Source organism: Bacteroidales bacterium (assembly GCA_023229505.1).
In the GTDB taxonomy this organism is placed as follows: domain Bacteria; phylum Bacteroidota; class Bacteroidia; order Bacteroidales; family JAGOPY01; genus JAGOPY01.
Map to the genome: position 1 here is coordinate 1 of JALNZD010000016.1, position 14,902 is coordinate 14,902.

The window sequence follows — 14,902 nt, forward strand, 5'->3', positions numbered from 1 at the left end:
TTATCAACCTTTTATTGTTAGTATCTGCCGAATATGAAAATTAATAATATGAACTAAAAGAAAACCTGTTAATTTCAATAATACAACTGTTAATAACGATTATTTTTTAAAACTGATTAGTTACAAAGATAATAAGTTTACGGAATGTAAACTTATTATTGAAAATGGGCAGCCTATGTATGAAATAAGTGGTCCAGCTCCGTCAACATCTGAATTAAGAAGTATTCATGGAATCAATGTAAATGGCACTATAGCATATTTCAAAGTAAATCCTCAAACTGGTGGTATAGTTCCTCAATTCGAAACTGTCCAGCGGGAATTAGCAAATAATTATCTTCTTCGGAAGATTATGACTAATTCGAAAAGAGAAGTCAAACTTATAAACGTGGATGCAAAAGACGATCGACCACTTCGATATCGGATGCCACAGGGAAAAGAAATTTTATTAGATGATTTTATAATTACCTTTAATCCATATGGTGATTTTCCCATCCACCTTTCTATTAGCCGTTCAGAGAAAGCACTCACACAAGCAGGAGACGACAGAGATGGTGGATTACTTATTTTAGATGATCAAGATGTTGTGTTAGGAATATCTCTCTTCAAATATGATAATGAACCTCTTGCATCTCATTTATTTGGAGAAGTAATTATAAAAAGATTTAGAGAACTCCTTGATAATGAAGAACCAGTTCTTAGCGAAGAACGTGATGGTCTTGTTACTCGTCATCCATTTTGCAAATTGCTTATATCTGAAATTGAAAAGCGTATTGAACAAAAAGTAAAAGAAGAAAAATTACGTACACAAAAAGAAGAACAGAGCAAGGTTGATAAAGATGAAGCGATTAGATACAAAAAGGCTTTCGGTATATTAAATAAGATAGCAGAAGATGAAGTTGAGTCAGGAATAAAACTGGGTCAAGAAATAGGCTCTGAAATTCCCGATCCACCTAATGGTTTCTGCATTTATCCTTCATCAGCCCAAATAACAGTTGGTAAACGTTATTCTTTTCAATTACACTTGAATACTAAAGTAATCCCGCATGGTTCAATCATTAATATTATTTGTTCGAATTCAAGAATTACTGTACTCACATCAGAAATCAAAATATTGGAAGATGATCGTTCTGGTATTTTACGCAAATATATTTCAATTGAAGGACTTGAACCTAATATTGATGGGACTCTGCGCGCTTCAATTGGTAATAATATAACTGAGGCAAAAGTGTTTGTTGTACCAGAAAAGGAATTATTACTGGACGAGGGAATGGTATTCCAACCAGAAAGTATTACATTACGACCAAATCAACCTCGTAGAATATATTTGTTAGTGTACATAAAGATAATTGAAGGAGGAAGTGTAATTAATATTTCTTCTGATAATGATTCTATACATATTTCTAAAAATGAGATTATTGTTAATGAAGCGGATGCATTACGGCATATTGCAAAATATGAATTAGATATTTGGGGTGAAGGAGCTGGTCAAGATGCTATAATAACTGCCGAATATCAAAATGTCATAGCCCTTTTAGAGATAAGGATTAGATCCAAAGAACTACCAGATGAAAAAGATAGAAAAGGTATGTTTAATGAACCTGAATTTAATGATGAACCAGAACCACCTCAACGAACATCTTATAGTCCAGAGACAGGTAAAGTGATAATTTATGTCAATTTTCCTTCAGTTTTGCATTATGTAGGTAATAATTGCCAATATAGAAAATCCTTACCCGCTCAGGTTTTAATAGCCGACCTGGTATCTGAAAGATGTTTTCATGAAATAGCGAAAAAAAAGGTAGAAATGAGTGGTGCTTTAAATCCTCGGCATATTTATGATTTAATACAAAGAAATGCAAATGAACTTTCTAAAAAGCATGGTAAAAAGGTGCATGAATCATTGGTTGATCAAAAACTTGTAAAAGAAGCTAAGTTAAACTCTCGAAGTCAAATAGATGAAGCAAAATAATTCTAATTCACCTAACGAACCGGCAGCCGAGCAATGCGGGGCATCCTGGTTAAATAAACTGGTTGTGGCTAATAGACATGAAAACGAAACTCGAATATAAAATCTGCTAATGCCCGCACTGCGGCTGCCAGCAAGGCGTTAGGAGCAATACTAATCGCAACTCCGACCAATAGTGCTAAATCATAAAGTTTCGCTTTTAGGACATACGGACAACTAACAACATGGACAGATTAAATTACTTCAACCCATATAAATCAAAAGGTGGCTATCACGAAGACCAGCTAACTAGAGCATATCTTGTTTTGCTTAAACATTCAAGCCATGCATTTTTTACTTTCATTGAATATTGTCGGAGCAGACACATTACTTCAAAAACTGAAAAACCAATTTCTATTCTTTATTTTTTAGAGCAGGGTTGGGAAATTAAAACTCAAAAAAGTAATCCCGACATCAACACAAATTATTTGCTTTCAATTCTCATCACTGACTCTCAGGTTACGGAAAATGATACAAATATTCAGTCAAGTGAAAGAAACGCAAGGTATGACGGCATAATTACTTTCGGAAGCAACTTGACAATGGTAATTGAAAACAAACCTCGTTCAGGCAATGTTTGGTTCGGACAGTTAAATCCTTCAAGACAAAATCTTGCGGAAGACACGATAGTTTATTCTAATCCGACCGTTTTAGAATGGAAGGAAATTATCAAGCAACTAAATCTTCTGCTAACTGTTCAGACCATTTCGGGCTACGAGAAAATAATGATTGAAGATTTCCTTTCTTTCATTGACGAGAATTTTCCTTTCCTCAATCCTTATGACAGTTTCTATCAATGTAAAGGAAACACAGAACTGCTAAACAGAAGAATTAACAATCTGCTAAAATCAATTTCGCTGGACGAAAGCAAGGTAAATTATCATAGAGGTTGGGGCTATTACATTCATACATCCTACCAACAAATTCAAGAAATCGGTTTAATCCTTGCTCAAAAAGAAAACGAATGGTGGATTGAATTGAGTTTATACTTTGGTGATTCACAAAGACAAGCAATTTCATTTTACTATTCCAAACATTAATCATCTCAAAGACACTGATTGGGCTTTTTATCCTAACTTCCATGTTTCATTCATGACTTCAAACTTGGTTTGGTTTCATTCAGACGACAGCGAACATTATTTGCAATTCTGGAAAGACAATGTCGGAGAAATTTATCAGCAGAAAAGAGACGATGTGCCGAAATATTTAAAATGGTTAGCGGATGAAAAGGTAATCAACATGACAAAGAAGTTGAAGAAAAATTAGATGAAAAGTTTTACGACACAGCAATGCAGACATTAAACATTTGCCCTGGATTCGGAGTTATTTACACATTTAATTCTTCAGAGGCAGAAGAATTTGACAGAAGCGGAAAACTGAAATTCATTCTTGCAGAAAAAATAAGAGAAGGTTTGAAGGTTGTCGGACTTGATGGAAACGATTTACTTAAAAATATTTAGACCTCTAACAAACATGACAGCAAACTTGAAACATTATCGCTTCGGACAGACAGCCGCACATGACCATAACAGCGGCTTGCGGCAATAGCGGTTGACGAGCAAATTGAAAGTGTGTGCAAGTAATTATCTTTGTAGCAGGTGGACAATCCGCCACTGACCGCAAGCCGCAACATATTAGGCCTAATTTATTTTAATATGAATACTAAAAGAGATAAGATTTGGTATTTCCTATCTGATGCCAAAACCAATGAATTTCTTTAATCCTTGCTTTTAAAATACTATTAAAAGTGTGATTTATCATCATAAGATGATTTAGTAAAGTTATTTTTCTCAAATTTTTTAAGAATTCTCAGCGCCTCCCCCGTCTTAGCGGTTGTTGTATATTTGAAGGAATTCCTCCGGTTCCAGGCACATGTCAATAACTTCCCTGATATTCGCCAAAGCTTCGTCAATAGTTTTGCCAAATGAATGACAGCCCTTAAAAACAGGGCAACTAACGATGTAAACATTATCTTCGTCCTGTTCAATAAGTATCGGAAGGTGTAAGATTTTATTTTTAGTCTTGCTCATCGTAAATATTGTTTTTTTACTCAAAATACCGAAGTAGCTGTACAAAGATAACCATAAAATGTTGCTGAAATTTATACACGTCCCTTATAATCTATTTTCGATAAGGTGAAATCCTTACAGACAAGCCCTGATAAAAAAAAGTGTCGATTTACCGATTTGCCGAATTTCAAATTTCAATTTTCAATTTGTATGATCGGGGGATTAATATATATTTTCAATGATATTTGCGATTGAGACGGAATTTTGATAATTTTGTCAGAAATGAACTTAAACCCGGCAAATTGACTTATGGATCTTGTGGAAGGATATCTTCAGAAACTTGAGGAGAAAATAAGGCAACTTGCTGAGGATCACCAAAAAATAAAAACTGAGAAAGATCTATTGATCAAACAATCGGTCATTCAACTTAAAACAATTGAAGAGCAGAAAGAAGAGAAAGAAAATTTAAAAAAGCAGGTCCAGGCGTTGAAGATTGCCAAATCCGTCGAATCAACTCAGGAGACGGGCAAGGTAAAGGACAAGATTCGGGACCTGGTGCGGGAAATTGACCGGTGTATTGAACTGTTAAATAAATAATGAAACTGGGGCATTGGAAGGGACATGGAAGAGCTTACCATCACGGTAAATATTGCCGACAGGCCTTACAGGTTAAAAATCAAAAGGGAAGAAGAAGAAGTCATCCGGAAAGCAGTTAAGGAAATTGAGCAAAGGATCAGGGAATATTCGGAGCACTTCGCCTTTAATGATAAGCAGGACCTGATGGCGATGGTATTGTTGCATTACGCGTCAACCGTCCAGAAACTTGAAAGTGACCTTTTATCCGGAGAAAATATGGTTATAACACGGCTTCAGAAGATGGAGCAATTAATCACGACACATCCGGATTAGCAGTTCGATCCCACGCGTTCTTTGAAAATATCAGAAAAGAAATTTACCCGCATTAATCCAATTCTGGTTTGATAAATCAACATGATCAAAATCAGGGTACGACTTACCGGCGCAAGGACAGGCCTCAACCAGCTTCATTGCTGGATTCACTTTAGTGGACAGTGGACGTTCGAACATCCGGGGCGACCCTAGCCATAATAATTTGGGTTTATCCCAAACCCCTGGATTAATAGCGGGTATTTTTATGAACATTAGTCAACTTAATCATATACTTCTAATCATTACTGAACCATGAACCAAATATTAATTTACCTACTAGATGGATTGGCAGGACTGGTACTTGGAGTGGTGATCGGATCTTTTATCTTACGAAAGCTTAACGCCGGGAAACTGGAAACCATAATGCATGAGGCAGAAGAAAAAGCTGAAGTAATAAAGAAAGAGAAGATCCTGCAAGCCAAGGAAAGGTTTCTTGAATTAAAAACAGAGCACGAAAAAGCCGTTAATGAAAGAAACAACGCCGTCCAGATAAACGAAACCAGGCTAAAACAGAAAGAAACCCTTATCTCTCAAAAATTTGAGGAAAACCAGCGAAAACAAAATGAAATCACCGCCATTAGGGAAAACCTTAATAATCAATTAGAAATCATAACAAAAAAGCAGTCAGAATATGACCGTGCGGTAAAGGAGCAGGTCGAAAAACTTGAGGTCATTGCGGGACTTTCTGCTGCGGAAGCTAAGGAACAGATCATTGAAACACTGAGGGAAGAGGCTAAATCTGAAGCACTGGTCTACATCAAGGACACTATCGAGGAAGCCAAGATCACAGCCCAGCGGGAAGCAAAGAAGATCGTGATTGAAACTATACAGCGGACTGCGGCTGAACATGCTATAGAAAATACCGTATCTGTTTTTCCATTGGAAAACGACGATGTCAAAGGACGTATTATCGGCCGGGAAGGCCGGAACATCAGAGCATTGGAAGCGCTTACCGGGGTAGAGATCATCATCGATGATTCGCCGGAAGCCATTATTTTATCAGGTTTTGACCCTGTCAGAAGGGAAATTGCCAGGCTCTCGCTGCATAAACTTGTTACTGACGGTCGTATTCACCCGGCCAGGATTGAGGAAGTAGTTGCTAAAACTACAAAGCAGATCGAGCAGGAAGTTATAGAAATCGGCAAAAGGACCTGTATCGATCTCGGTATCCACAACCTGCATAATGAACTGGTCAGGATGATCGGTAAAATGAAATACCGCTCTTCATACGGACAAAACCTCCTGGCCCACTCTATCGAAGTGGCAAAGCTTAGCGCGACGATGGCGGCTGAGCTGGGGCTCAATCCCAAAATGGCTAAAAGGGCAGGATTACTTCACGATATAGGAAAAGTGCCTGACAATGAGCCGGATTTGCCGCATGCAATACTTGGCATGAAGCTGGCTGAAAAATTCAAGGAGAACCCCGAGATTTGCAATGCAATCGGTGCACATCATGATGAAATCGAGATGGAATCGCTGATCGCACCAATCGTTCAGGTTTGTGATGCCATTTCCGGCGCAAGGCCTGGAGCCCGGCGCGAAGTGGCTGAAGCCTATATCCAAAGGCTCAATAAACTCGAAAACCTCGCCCTTTCCTATCCCGGTGTGGTAAAAACTTATGCCATCCAGGCAGGTCGTGAACTGAGGGTTATCGTTGGTGCCGATAAAATATCAGATAATGATGCCAGTAAGATATCCTACGAATTATCCAGGAAGATCCAGGATGAGATGACTTATCCGGGGCAGATCAAAATTACTGTTATACGGGAAACCCGGGCGGTGAATTACGCGAAATGAATTTTTTTTACTTTAGCCAATCTTTTAGTTAATCCCGGATTCTAATGGCATCAGAAGGCCAGTTTAAGAAATCACTCAATCTCTTTGATTCAGCGGCCATCACCATGGGCTCTATGATCGGATCCGGGATTTTCATTGTAAGCGCCGATATCGCAAGGAACGTGGGCTCCCCGGGCTGGCTGCTGGTCGTATGGGCAATAACGTTGGTCATGACTGTTCTGGCTGCCGTAAGTTACGGAGAACTGGCAAGCATGCTGCCCCATGCCGGCGGCATTTATGTTTACCTCCGTGAGGCCTATTCCCCCCTGTTCGGTTTCCTGTATGGCTGGACGTTTTTCCTGGTCATTCAATGCGGAACGATCGCTGCAGTGGCAATGGCTTTTGCCAAGTTTACCGGTGTTCTTCTGCCGGTAATCTCGGAACATAATACGGTGCTGGACTTAGGTTTTTTTAAGTTTAACTCAACCCAGCTTTTGGCTATTATTATGATCCTGGTCCTTACCTGGATCAATACCAGGGGGATCAAGGAAGGCAAGCGCGTTCAGAATATCTTTACCTATTCCAAGGTGTTGATCCTGCTGGCTTTTATTGTAATCGGTATCTATGTTGCCAAAGCCACCCAGCTCAATATTTTCCATTCACCTGATTTCTGGGATGCTGCACGGGTCGAGGATGGCGTACAGATCCCTGTAAAAGGCTTTTCTTTGCTCATTGCCGTAGGAATGGCCATGGTGGGCTCACTTTTTGCTGCTGATGCATGGTACAATATTACCTATACTTCAGATGAGGTGATCAATCCCAAAAAGACGATCGCCCGCAGTCTCTTTATTGGCTCCCTGACTGTTTGCCTGATCTATTTTTTGGTCAATGTGGTTTATATTATTGCACTGCCAGTCAGGGGTATCCCCGAAGGAGCGACAGTACTGGAAAGAGGTATCCAGTTTGCCAGTGAAGACAGGGTTGCCACAGCAGCTATCTACGGTATATTCGGAAAAAATACCGAACTGCTCATGGCTGTAGTAGTGGTTATTTCCACCTTTGGCTGCAATAACGGAATTATCCTTGCCGGTGCACGGGTAACTTTTGCCATGGCTAAAGACCGGCTGTTCTTCAAAAGAACCGGTGAACTCAGCAGTAAGGGCGTCCCCGCGTTTGCCTTGTGGATACAGGCCGGATGGGCAACCATCCTTTGTCTGACAGGCAGTTACAGCCAACTGCTCGATTATGTGATCTTTGCCGCGCTGATCTTCTATGTCCTGGTCATCTTTTCTGTATTTGTTCTCAGAAAAAAACATCCGGAATGGGAGCGGCCGTATAAAGCATTCGGCTTCCCGGTATTCCCTATTATTTACATAGCCGCCTGCCTGCTGATCATTATTATACTGTTGGTTTATAAGCCTTTATTCACCTGGCCGGGATTAGTCATAGTTCTTTCAGGTGTGCCTGTGTACTATTTGTGGAAAAGGCGGAAACCAACTTAGCCCTTCATGATCATTCAGATACCATTTTGTGTATCTTTTCCTGCACCACCCTGGTTATCTCGTCACTGCTGAAACCCTTAGGGTAGATTGGCTTTGAAAAGCTTACACTGATCCGGCTGAATGGGCGGGGAAAGATGGCCCTGCCGGGCATGGCACGATAAGCCCCGTTAATGGCCACGGGAACAACCGGTATGTTGAGCTCTTTGCTGAGAATGGCAAAAGTCTTTTTGAATTCCCCCAACCTGCCGGTTTTCGTCCGCGTACCTTCCGGGAAAATGATGACATTTTTACCCTTCTTCAATACCTCTGCAAGCTTTTGTATGGATTCTTTCAGATCCTTATTGACATCCATGACGATGACATTATTCGTGTTCGCCAGAAACTGAAGGAAACTGTTGTTTACATGTTTCTTCTTCGCATAGAAATAGCTGTTTTTCAGCGTTTTCATCTTAAGTGCCGCTAAAATATACAAGCCGTCGAAAAAACTCTGGTGATTGGGAGTGATAATGCATGGCCCTTCAGGCACATTCTGAGCGCCATCGCTTTTTAAACGGGAATATATGGAGAAAAATCCCCGGGCTGAACTTTTAAGAACCGCTAACGTCGGCCATGTCTTCGGCAGTTTCACCTGCACTTTTTCTTTCAGTGCAGCTGCCCAGTTGGTTACATCAGCATGGTGCCAGCGCTTATTATTTTTGATGTGTTCGACGAGTGACTTGACCGAAGCAAACTTCGCCAGGTTTTCTTCTTCGATTTTTACCCCGAAAGTTTTTTCGATAAAGTCTATGAGGCTAAGCTTCCCAAGAGAGTCAAGGGCAATGTCGAACTCCAGGTGGTCGTCCGGGGAAATATCCATATCTACCTGGCTCTCAATGAATGATTTTACTGCAAGGTATTCTTCAGAACCCGCATCTTCATAGGATTTTCCCGCTCTTTTTTGCTTTTCTCCCAGCAAGTTCTCCAGCTTGAAACGCTGGATCTTTCCGAGGCGTGTCCTGGGCAATTCTTCCTTTACCAGTGAAAACTGCATAATCCTTTTGTACGAAGTAAGTTCACGGTTAAAATCAGGCAAAATCTGTTCCCGGAAGTAGTTTTCGGGATTTTCCACCCCCTCTTCAGATAGAATTTTATAATCGGGATAGATGACAGCAAAGAAGATATCATGATGTAAAAACACCCCGGCTTCTTTTATACAGGCTACATTTTTCTCCAGTTTAAATTCCAGTTCTACCGGATTAATATTCTTGCCATTAGGCAGCACGATGATCTCTTTTTTCCTGCCGGTGATACGCAGATATCCTTTTTCATCGATCTCACCGAGGTCGCCGGTATAAAGCCAGCCATCCCTGAGGACTTCGGCCGTTTCTTCCGGCCGGTTGTAATATCCCTGCATGATATTCGGTCCTTTGGCCACAATTTCTCCGTCGCGGATTTCAACTGTCAAACCCGGAAGTGCTTGTCCTGCTGTACCAATAATAGCATGGCCCGGTCTCGGAAAGGTAATCATCGGTGCGGCTTCAGTCATACCATAACCTTCAAGCACTTCAAAACCCAATACCTGGAAGAAATGCCCTGCATCTTTATTCAAAGCAGCCCCGCCGGCAACCATGATCTCGAGGTGTCCTCCGAGTCCCTCGTGCACTCTTTTGAAGATCTTCATAGCCAGCCACTTGCTATGGGATAGTTTGACCAAGCGGTAAAAGATCCTTCCTATGGCTTTGGCATCGATCTTTGCTTTGATTCCCCGGTAAAGCAGTTCATACAACCTGGGAACGCCTATCATGATCTTTACCTGGTTATTTTTCAAAGTTTCGATGATGTCTGAAGACTGCATGGAAGGAGCCATAACTACAGTGCCTCCGGCGGACAATGGCGCCATCATCGATCCCATCAGGGGAAAAATATGATGCAATGGAAGCAGCATCAGCACCTGGCGGTCAGCATTAAAGATCTTAACATCATCCGTTACCGCCTTTAAGTTGGCAATCAGGTTTGCGAAAGACAACATAACGCCTTTTGGGCTTCCCGTAGTTCCGGAAGTGTATATGATCACAGCAGTCTTTTCGGCGTGGGCAGGCAATTCCCAGGATAAATCCGAAAGTGTTTCGTCACCGGGAATATCTTCGAAGAAGATGATTTCAGGAAGATAGTCCATCTTTCCAATCATTTTTTCCCAGGATTTGCTCATGCCCCGGCTGGCGAAGATCAATTCCGGGCGACAATCATTGATGATATAGGCGGCATCTTCCGCCGACGAGAGGAAATCAATCGGAACCACGATGGCATCATTCTGCCAGGCCGCATAAAAAGTATATATCCATTCAGGGCGGTTTTCCGAAAACAAGGCTATCTTTTGATATCCTTTTCCTGAGAACAAGCCTGCAAATCTGTTTATTTGACGGATGAGGCTGCGATATGTAACCGTTTGATCTTTAGTGATCAGAGCCGGTTTGTCAAAATAGTTGGTATTGATCATGAAGGTAGGAAATGGTACTCGAATATCACAAAGATATGACTTTTTCGAACAAAACTTGAAATTTGTAACGGTGAAACGGTGGAACAGTGAAACGGTGAAACGGTGGAATGGTGAAACCTTGAAACACGTAACACGTAACACGTAACATTGTATAGCCCCTCCCTTTCGGAGATACCTCATAAAGTCTTTATAACCGCAGAGACGCGGAGGCTCGGAGAATTAATTTTCCTCAATTAATTCAACAATCAAATTGAATTCATATTTTTGACAAGATAAAGGTTAAAAATTCACCCTTATGCGAAACAAACTCTTCACCACCAAGCCCATCCACGATATTTTACAGGAATCGGAAAAAAAGGAAGGGCTTAAAAGGACACTCACAGCCACTAACCTAACAACACTCGGCATCGGAGCCATTATCGGGGCCGGGATTTTCGTCATCACCGGGCAGGCGGCAGCACAGTACGCCGGGCCGGCTATCCTGATATCCTTTGTTATATCAGGAGTGGCCTGCGCTTTTGCCGGCCTCTGCTATGCTGTATCGCCGGCATATTGCAGCGATGCTATCTTCTCCACGTAATCCTTCCAGAACAATCTTGATTTTCTCTTCTGAGGAATAGATGCGACGGGTTTGCCGCTTAATGTCTTTGATAACTGTCGCTTCAGTCTGTTTTTTCTTACTTACCATCTTTGTGGGATTTTAGGGTTGATTTATTACTTGGTTTCCCAATATCCCACCTTAAATTTACTCTCAAATTAGTCCACTTGTGGCTGAAACAAAGAGATTCAGGGACTTTCGAAATTTCATGCCTTCACTCATTTTCTTGGCTTATGAATATCGGAACCCTCTTTTGCTTGTTTCCGTGCAATATTGAGCTTGCTATGCTTGTAACTATAGAAGTAATAGATCAGTACTCCAATTATCAGCCAGATAATCAGTCGAAACCATGTAGCCATTGGAAGTGCTATCATCTGAACTAAGCACACTCCTGCTCCTAGTATCGGAACAACAGGAACCCAGGGAGTTTTAAACGGACGATGAATATCGGGTCTGGTTTTTCTGAGAACGATGATACTTATGCAAACAATGGCGAAGGCAAATAAGGTACCTATAGAAACCAGTTCGCTTAAAATTGACATAGGTAAAATACCGGCAATAATCATGGCCACAAATCCTGTGAGTAAAGTGCTGACAAATGGAGTTTTAAAACGCGGATGCACTTTTGAAAAGACAGGTGGTAACAGACCATCTTTAGCCATGAAAAAAAATATCCTAGGCTGGCCCAGCAAGTGAACCAGTATGACAGAACCCAAGCCTGCGAGAGCGGCAATCTTGATTATCGGTCGAAACCAAAACATTTTCTGCCCCATGGCATTGACACCAACAGCCATCGGATCAGCGACATTCAATTGGGAGTAGCTGACAATCCCGGTAAGAACAATAGCTACCAGGATATATAAGACTGTAGAAATACCTAACGATCCCATGATTCCAATAGGCATATCACGCTGGGGATGTTTAGCTTCCTGAGCAGCTGTTGAAACTGCATCGAAGCCAATATAGGCAAAAAATATCACTCCGGCCGCACGGAATATACCCGACCAGCCAAAATTTCCAAATCCCCCGGTATTTGGCGGTATGAAAGGATGCCAGTTAACATTTTTTACAAAGTAAAATCCTGTAATGATAAACAAAATGATCACACCCACTTTGACGATAACCATGATATCATTTAATATTGCCGATTCCCTGATACCACGGACCAGTGCCATTGTAAGAATGGCGATAATGAACATGGCAGGCAGATTACAGATAGCCTGGACATGCTGAAGTGAGTCCGCGTTTATCCCTTTGCTCACCAGATCTTGCAGGAGTGATGGGGTTTCAGGTTTCCACCCTAAATCAGGAACATTTATCAGTGTTGTGCCGGTAGGGGCTGAAAGAAAAGCAGGTATATGAACATTGAAATCAGCCAAGAAACTCACCAGGTAACCCGACCATCCAACCGAAACAGCAGAGCATGCAAAAAGATATTCAACGATTAGATCCCAGCCAATGATCCAGGCAATAAACTCACCCAGTGTTGCATAGGCATAAGTATAAGCGCTTCCGGCAACCGGGATCATCGAAGCAAATTCAGCATAACATAAACCTGCAAAGGCACAAGCTACTCCGGAAATAAGGAATGAGATCACAATAGCAGGGCCGGCATACATCGCAGCTGCCTGTCCTGTTATTACGAAGATTCCTGCGCCGATGATGGCCCCAATGCCTAAAGTAGTCAGGTTAGTCGCAGTTAATACGCGCTTAAAGCCATGTTCGACTTGATCAGACTCTTTTAGGATCTGGTTTATTGGTTTAATACTGAAAAGATCTTTGAACATAAGGTGCGTGTTAAAATTGGAATTAAAGGTAAAAATAAAATGTTTGGACACAAACAAGCAAAAAGAGTGAAATTATTTCATTCTTCTTATTTGGCGTTTCAATTATGGTGTTTACATTATTCTATTTGTTATTTCATAAAGAAATTCCCTATTATGAAAAAATCCATAATGATTTTATGATTCCTTTTCACACTAATTTTAAAAATGACTTTTTGGAAAAATAACACCTACTTTATTAAAACCAACCTAATCAAAAGCATACATAAGTTTTCTAGCATCTAAATTAAAAACATACTTTTCCCTTTGTGATATAATTAACCTTAATTCTTTTTGACCCGGATGAATTTTTACAACAATAAACTTATCTTGTTTATTCTTGAAATATCCGCTTACCTGTAAAACATCTACTACTTTTTGAACTTCCGGGGATTCATTTTCAACCTCCTTGTTTACACATTTAAATTTACTATAAAGTGTCCACGAAGGTCTGAAGGTTCTACATATAAATTTTAAAAATATAACATTCACCACCACTAAAATAATGATTAGGGATCCGATCCGAACCCCATGGGTACCCCTGGTCCCGATACTTGGTACAGCTGTCTGCCTGGCACAAATGGTCGCCCTTCCGTTTGATACCTGGCTCCGGTTGCTGATCTGGATGGGTATCGGGTTTCTGATCTATTTTACTTACAGCGTCAACCATAGCAAATTCCATAAACCGGGGTTATAAAATTTCTCCTTTTGACCGGGTATATTTTTCATTTTTCCGGATCAATCGGTAATGAAAGACCGGATCAAAGATTATTTTGCCTTTAACCGGAAAGAACAGCGGGGTTTGATCATCCTGCTGGGCCTGTTGCTATTATCTGTATTGATCAATCTTTTCCTTCCACAACTGGTCCCGGAAAAGGAGTACGACATTGCCCCTTTTCAAATTGCAGTATCAACTTTCATTGCATCCATTGATAAACTTGACTCAACAGAAAAGATAAAACCACAAAAATTTTCTGATAATTATTCAAAAGATGAGGGCGCTGATCTTAGCTCCTTCATTGCATCTCCTTTTAATTTCGATCCGAATGATTTAAACGAACAACAATGGGTTAATATGGGCATAGGAGCCAAAATCGCCCGCAATATCCTTCGTTATCGCGAAAAGGGAGGGACTTTCCGTGATAAAAAAGGTCTTGGCAGGATCTATGGTATGAATGATTCAGTCTTTGCAATCCTTGAGCCATATGTCCGGATTAAAGAAATGGAGAAAGCACCGTCATCATCTTATATTAATAATAATGATAATAAAAACTACACAAAACCAGGCAATAACTTCACAAAATATAAACCGGATACGCTTATCATCGAACTGAATTCGACTGATTCTGCATCACTACTCGCCTGCCATGGCATCGGGCCATCATATGCAGGCAGGATCATCAGGTACCGTGAGCTTTTGGGCGGGTTTACCAGCGTTGAGCAGCTCATGGAAATAAGAGGCATGGATAGCATTCGCTACAACCAGTTCAGGGGGCAGATCACCGTTAACCCGCAGCAGGTTAGAAAGATCGACCTGAATAGTGTAACCTTTAAAGAATTGTTAAGACATCCATACTTTGAATATTACCTGGTCAAGGCTGTTTTCAATTTCAAAGATGAAATTAAAGCCTATGATTCTGTCGGACAGATTAGGACAATACCTGTCATGTACGAGGAATTGTACGAAAAGATAGCACCGTACCTGGATGTCAAACCGTCTGCAGGAAAATAATTCTTATCATTGCTGCCTGATCCCTAGTAAAAT

The 14,902-nt window shown here is 40.8% G+C and carries 14 protein-coding genes and 2 pseudogenes; 11 read left to right on the forward strand and 5 right to left on the reverse strand.

Going from position 1 to position 14,902, the window contains the following annotated elements; all coding sequences use genetic code 11:
- The first annotated feature begins 175 nt into the window (after positions 1 to 175).
- From M0Q51_07365 to M0Q51_07380, 4 genes are all read left to right on the forward strand, one after another.
- Positions 176 to 1,969, forward strand: coding sequence for a hypothetical protein (locus tag M0Q51_07365; GenBank protein MCK9399801.1), 1,794 nt, complete (start codon positions 176 to 178; stop codon positions 1,967 to 1,969).
- Positions 1,970 to 2,190: 221 nt separating this feature from the next.
- Positions 2,191 to 3,045, forward strand: coding sequence for a hypothetical protein (locus tag M0Q51_07370; GenBank protein MCK9399802.1), 855 nt, complete (start codon positions 2,191 to 2,193; stop codon positions 3,043 to 3,045).
- Positions 3,046 to 3,097: 52 nt separating this feature from the next.
- Entirely contained in the window at positions 3,098 to 3,271 is a 174-nt protein-coding gene (locus tag M0Q51_07375; GenBank protein MCK9399803.1) for a hypothetical protein, read from the forward strand.
- Between the two features lie 23 nt (positions 3,272 to 3,294).
- Positions 3,295 to 3,465: a hypothetical protein gene (locus tag M0Q51_07380; protein MCK9399804.1), complete on the forward strand. Its 171-nt coding sequence runs from the start codon at positions 3,295 to 3,297 to the stop codon at positions 3,463 to 3,465.
- A gap of 366 nt (positions 3,466 to 3,831) precedes the next feature.
- Here the strand turns inward: M0Q51_07380 and M0Q51_07385 are convergent, their stop codons facing one another.
- Positions 3,832 to 4,035: a type II toxin-antitoxin system HicB family antitoxin gene (locus M0Q51_07385; GenBank protein MCK9399805.1), complete on the reverse strand. Its 204-nt coding sequence runs from the start codon at positions 4,033 to 4,035 to the stop codon at positions 3,832 to 3,834.
- 288 nt (positions 4,036 to 4,323) lie between these two features.
- Here M0Q51_07385 and M0Q51_07390 point away from each other — a divergent pair, with 288 nt between their 5' ends.
- The 4 genes from M0Q51_07390 to M0Q51_07405 all read left to right on the forward strand — a co-directional run bounded on the left by M0Q51_07390 (position 4,324) and on the right by M0Q51_07405 (position 8,240).
- On the forward strand, positions 4,324 to 4,611 hold the full coding sequence (locus tag M0Q51_07390; protein MCK9399806.1) for a hypothetical protein: 288 nt from the start codon (positions 4,324 to 4,326) through the stop codon (positions 4,609 to 4,611).
- A gap of 24 nt (positions 4,612 to 4,635) precedes the next feature.
- The gene (locus M0Q51_07395) at positions 4,636 to 4,923 is read left to right on the forward strand and encodes a cell division protein ZapA (protein MCK9399807.1); all 288 of its coding nucleotides are present in this window, start codon (positions 4,636 to 4,638) and stop codon (positions 4,921 to 4,923) included.
- A gap of 300 nt (positions 4,924 to 5,223) precedes the next feature.
- Positions 5,224 to 6,759 (forward strand): ribonuclease Y, encoded by a 1,536-nt coding sequence (gene rny / locus M0Q51_07400; protein MCK9399808.1) that lies wholly within the window; start codon positions 5,224 to 5,226, stop codon positions 6,757 to 6,759.
- 44 nt (positions 6,760 to 6,803) lie between these two features.
- Complete coding sequence (locus M0Q51_07405) at positions 6,804 to 8,240, forward strand: amino acid permease (GenBank protein ID MCK9399809.1); 1,437 nt, start codon at positions 6,804 to 6,806, stop codon at positions 8,238 to 8,240.
- A 10-nt stretch (positions 8,241 to 8,250) separates the two neighbouring features.
- On the opposite strand, the gene M0Q51_07410 is transcribed toward M0Q51_07405, so the two are convergent.
- On the reverse strand, positions 8,251 to 10,716 hold the full coding sequence (locus M0Q51_07410; protein ID MCK9399810.1) for an AMP-binding protein: 2,466 nt from the start codon (positions 10,714 to 10,716) through the stop codon (positions 8,251 to 8,253).
- A 295-nt stretch (positions 10,717 to 11,011) separates the two neighbouring features.
- On the opposite strand from M0Q51_07410, the pseudogene M0Q51_07415 reads away from it, so the two are divergent.
- Positions 11,012 to 11,254, forward strand: a pseudogene (locus tag M0Q51_07415) (amino acid permease).
- Here the strand turns inward: M0Q51_07415 and M0Q51_07420 are convergent.
- The 3 genes and pseudogenes from M0Q51_07420 to M0Q51_07430 all read right to left on the reverse strand — a co-directional run bounded on the left by M0Q51_07420 (position 11,243) and on the right by M0Q51_07430 (position 13,629).
- Positions 11,243 to 11,404: pseudogene (locus M0Q51_07420) on the reverse strand (IS3 family transposase). The pseudogenes M0Q51_07415 and M0Q51_07420 overlap by 12 nt on opposite strands.
- 128 nt (positions 11,405 to 11,532) lie before the next feature.
- Positions 11,533 to 13,101 carry an amino acid permease gene (locus M0Q51_07425; GenBank protein MCK9399811.1) on the reverse strand — a complete coding sequence of 523 codons (1,569 nt, stop codon included), beginning with the start codon at positions 13,099 to 13,101 and terminating at the stop codon, positions 11,533 to 11,535.
- Positions 13,102 to 13,347: 246 nt separating this feature from the next.
- Positions 13,348 to 13,629 (reverse strand): hypothetical protein, encoded by a 282-nt coding sequence (locus M0Q51_07430; protein MCK9399812.1) that lies wholly within the window; start codon positions 13,627 to 13,629, stop codon positions 13,348 to 13,350.
- Between the two features lie 13 nt (positions 13,630 to 13,642).
- On the opposite strand from M0Q51_07430, the gene M0Q51_07435 reads away from it, so the two are divergent.
- Both M0Q51_07435 and M0Q51_07440 read left to right on the forward strand, forming a co-directional pair.
- Positions 13,643 to 13,834 (forward strand): hypothetical protein, encoded by a 192-nt coding sequence (locus M0Q51_07435; protein MCK9399813.1) that lies wholly within the window; start codon positions 13,643 to 13,645, stop codon positions 13,832 to 13,834.
- A 51-nt stretch (positions 13,835 to 13,885) separates the two neighbouring features.
- Positions 13,886 to 14,869: a helix-hairpin-helix domain-containing protein gene (locus M0Q51_07440; GenBank protein MCK9399814.1), complete on the forward strand. Its 984-nt coding sequence runs from the start codon at positions 13,886 to 13,888 to the stop codon at positions 14,867 to 14,869.
- Positions 14,870 to 14,902 lie beyond the last annotated feature (33 nt).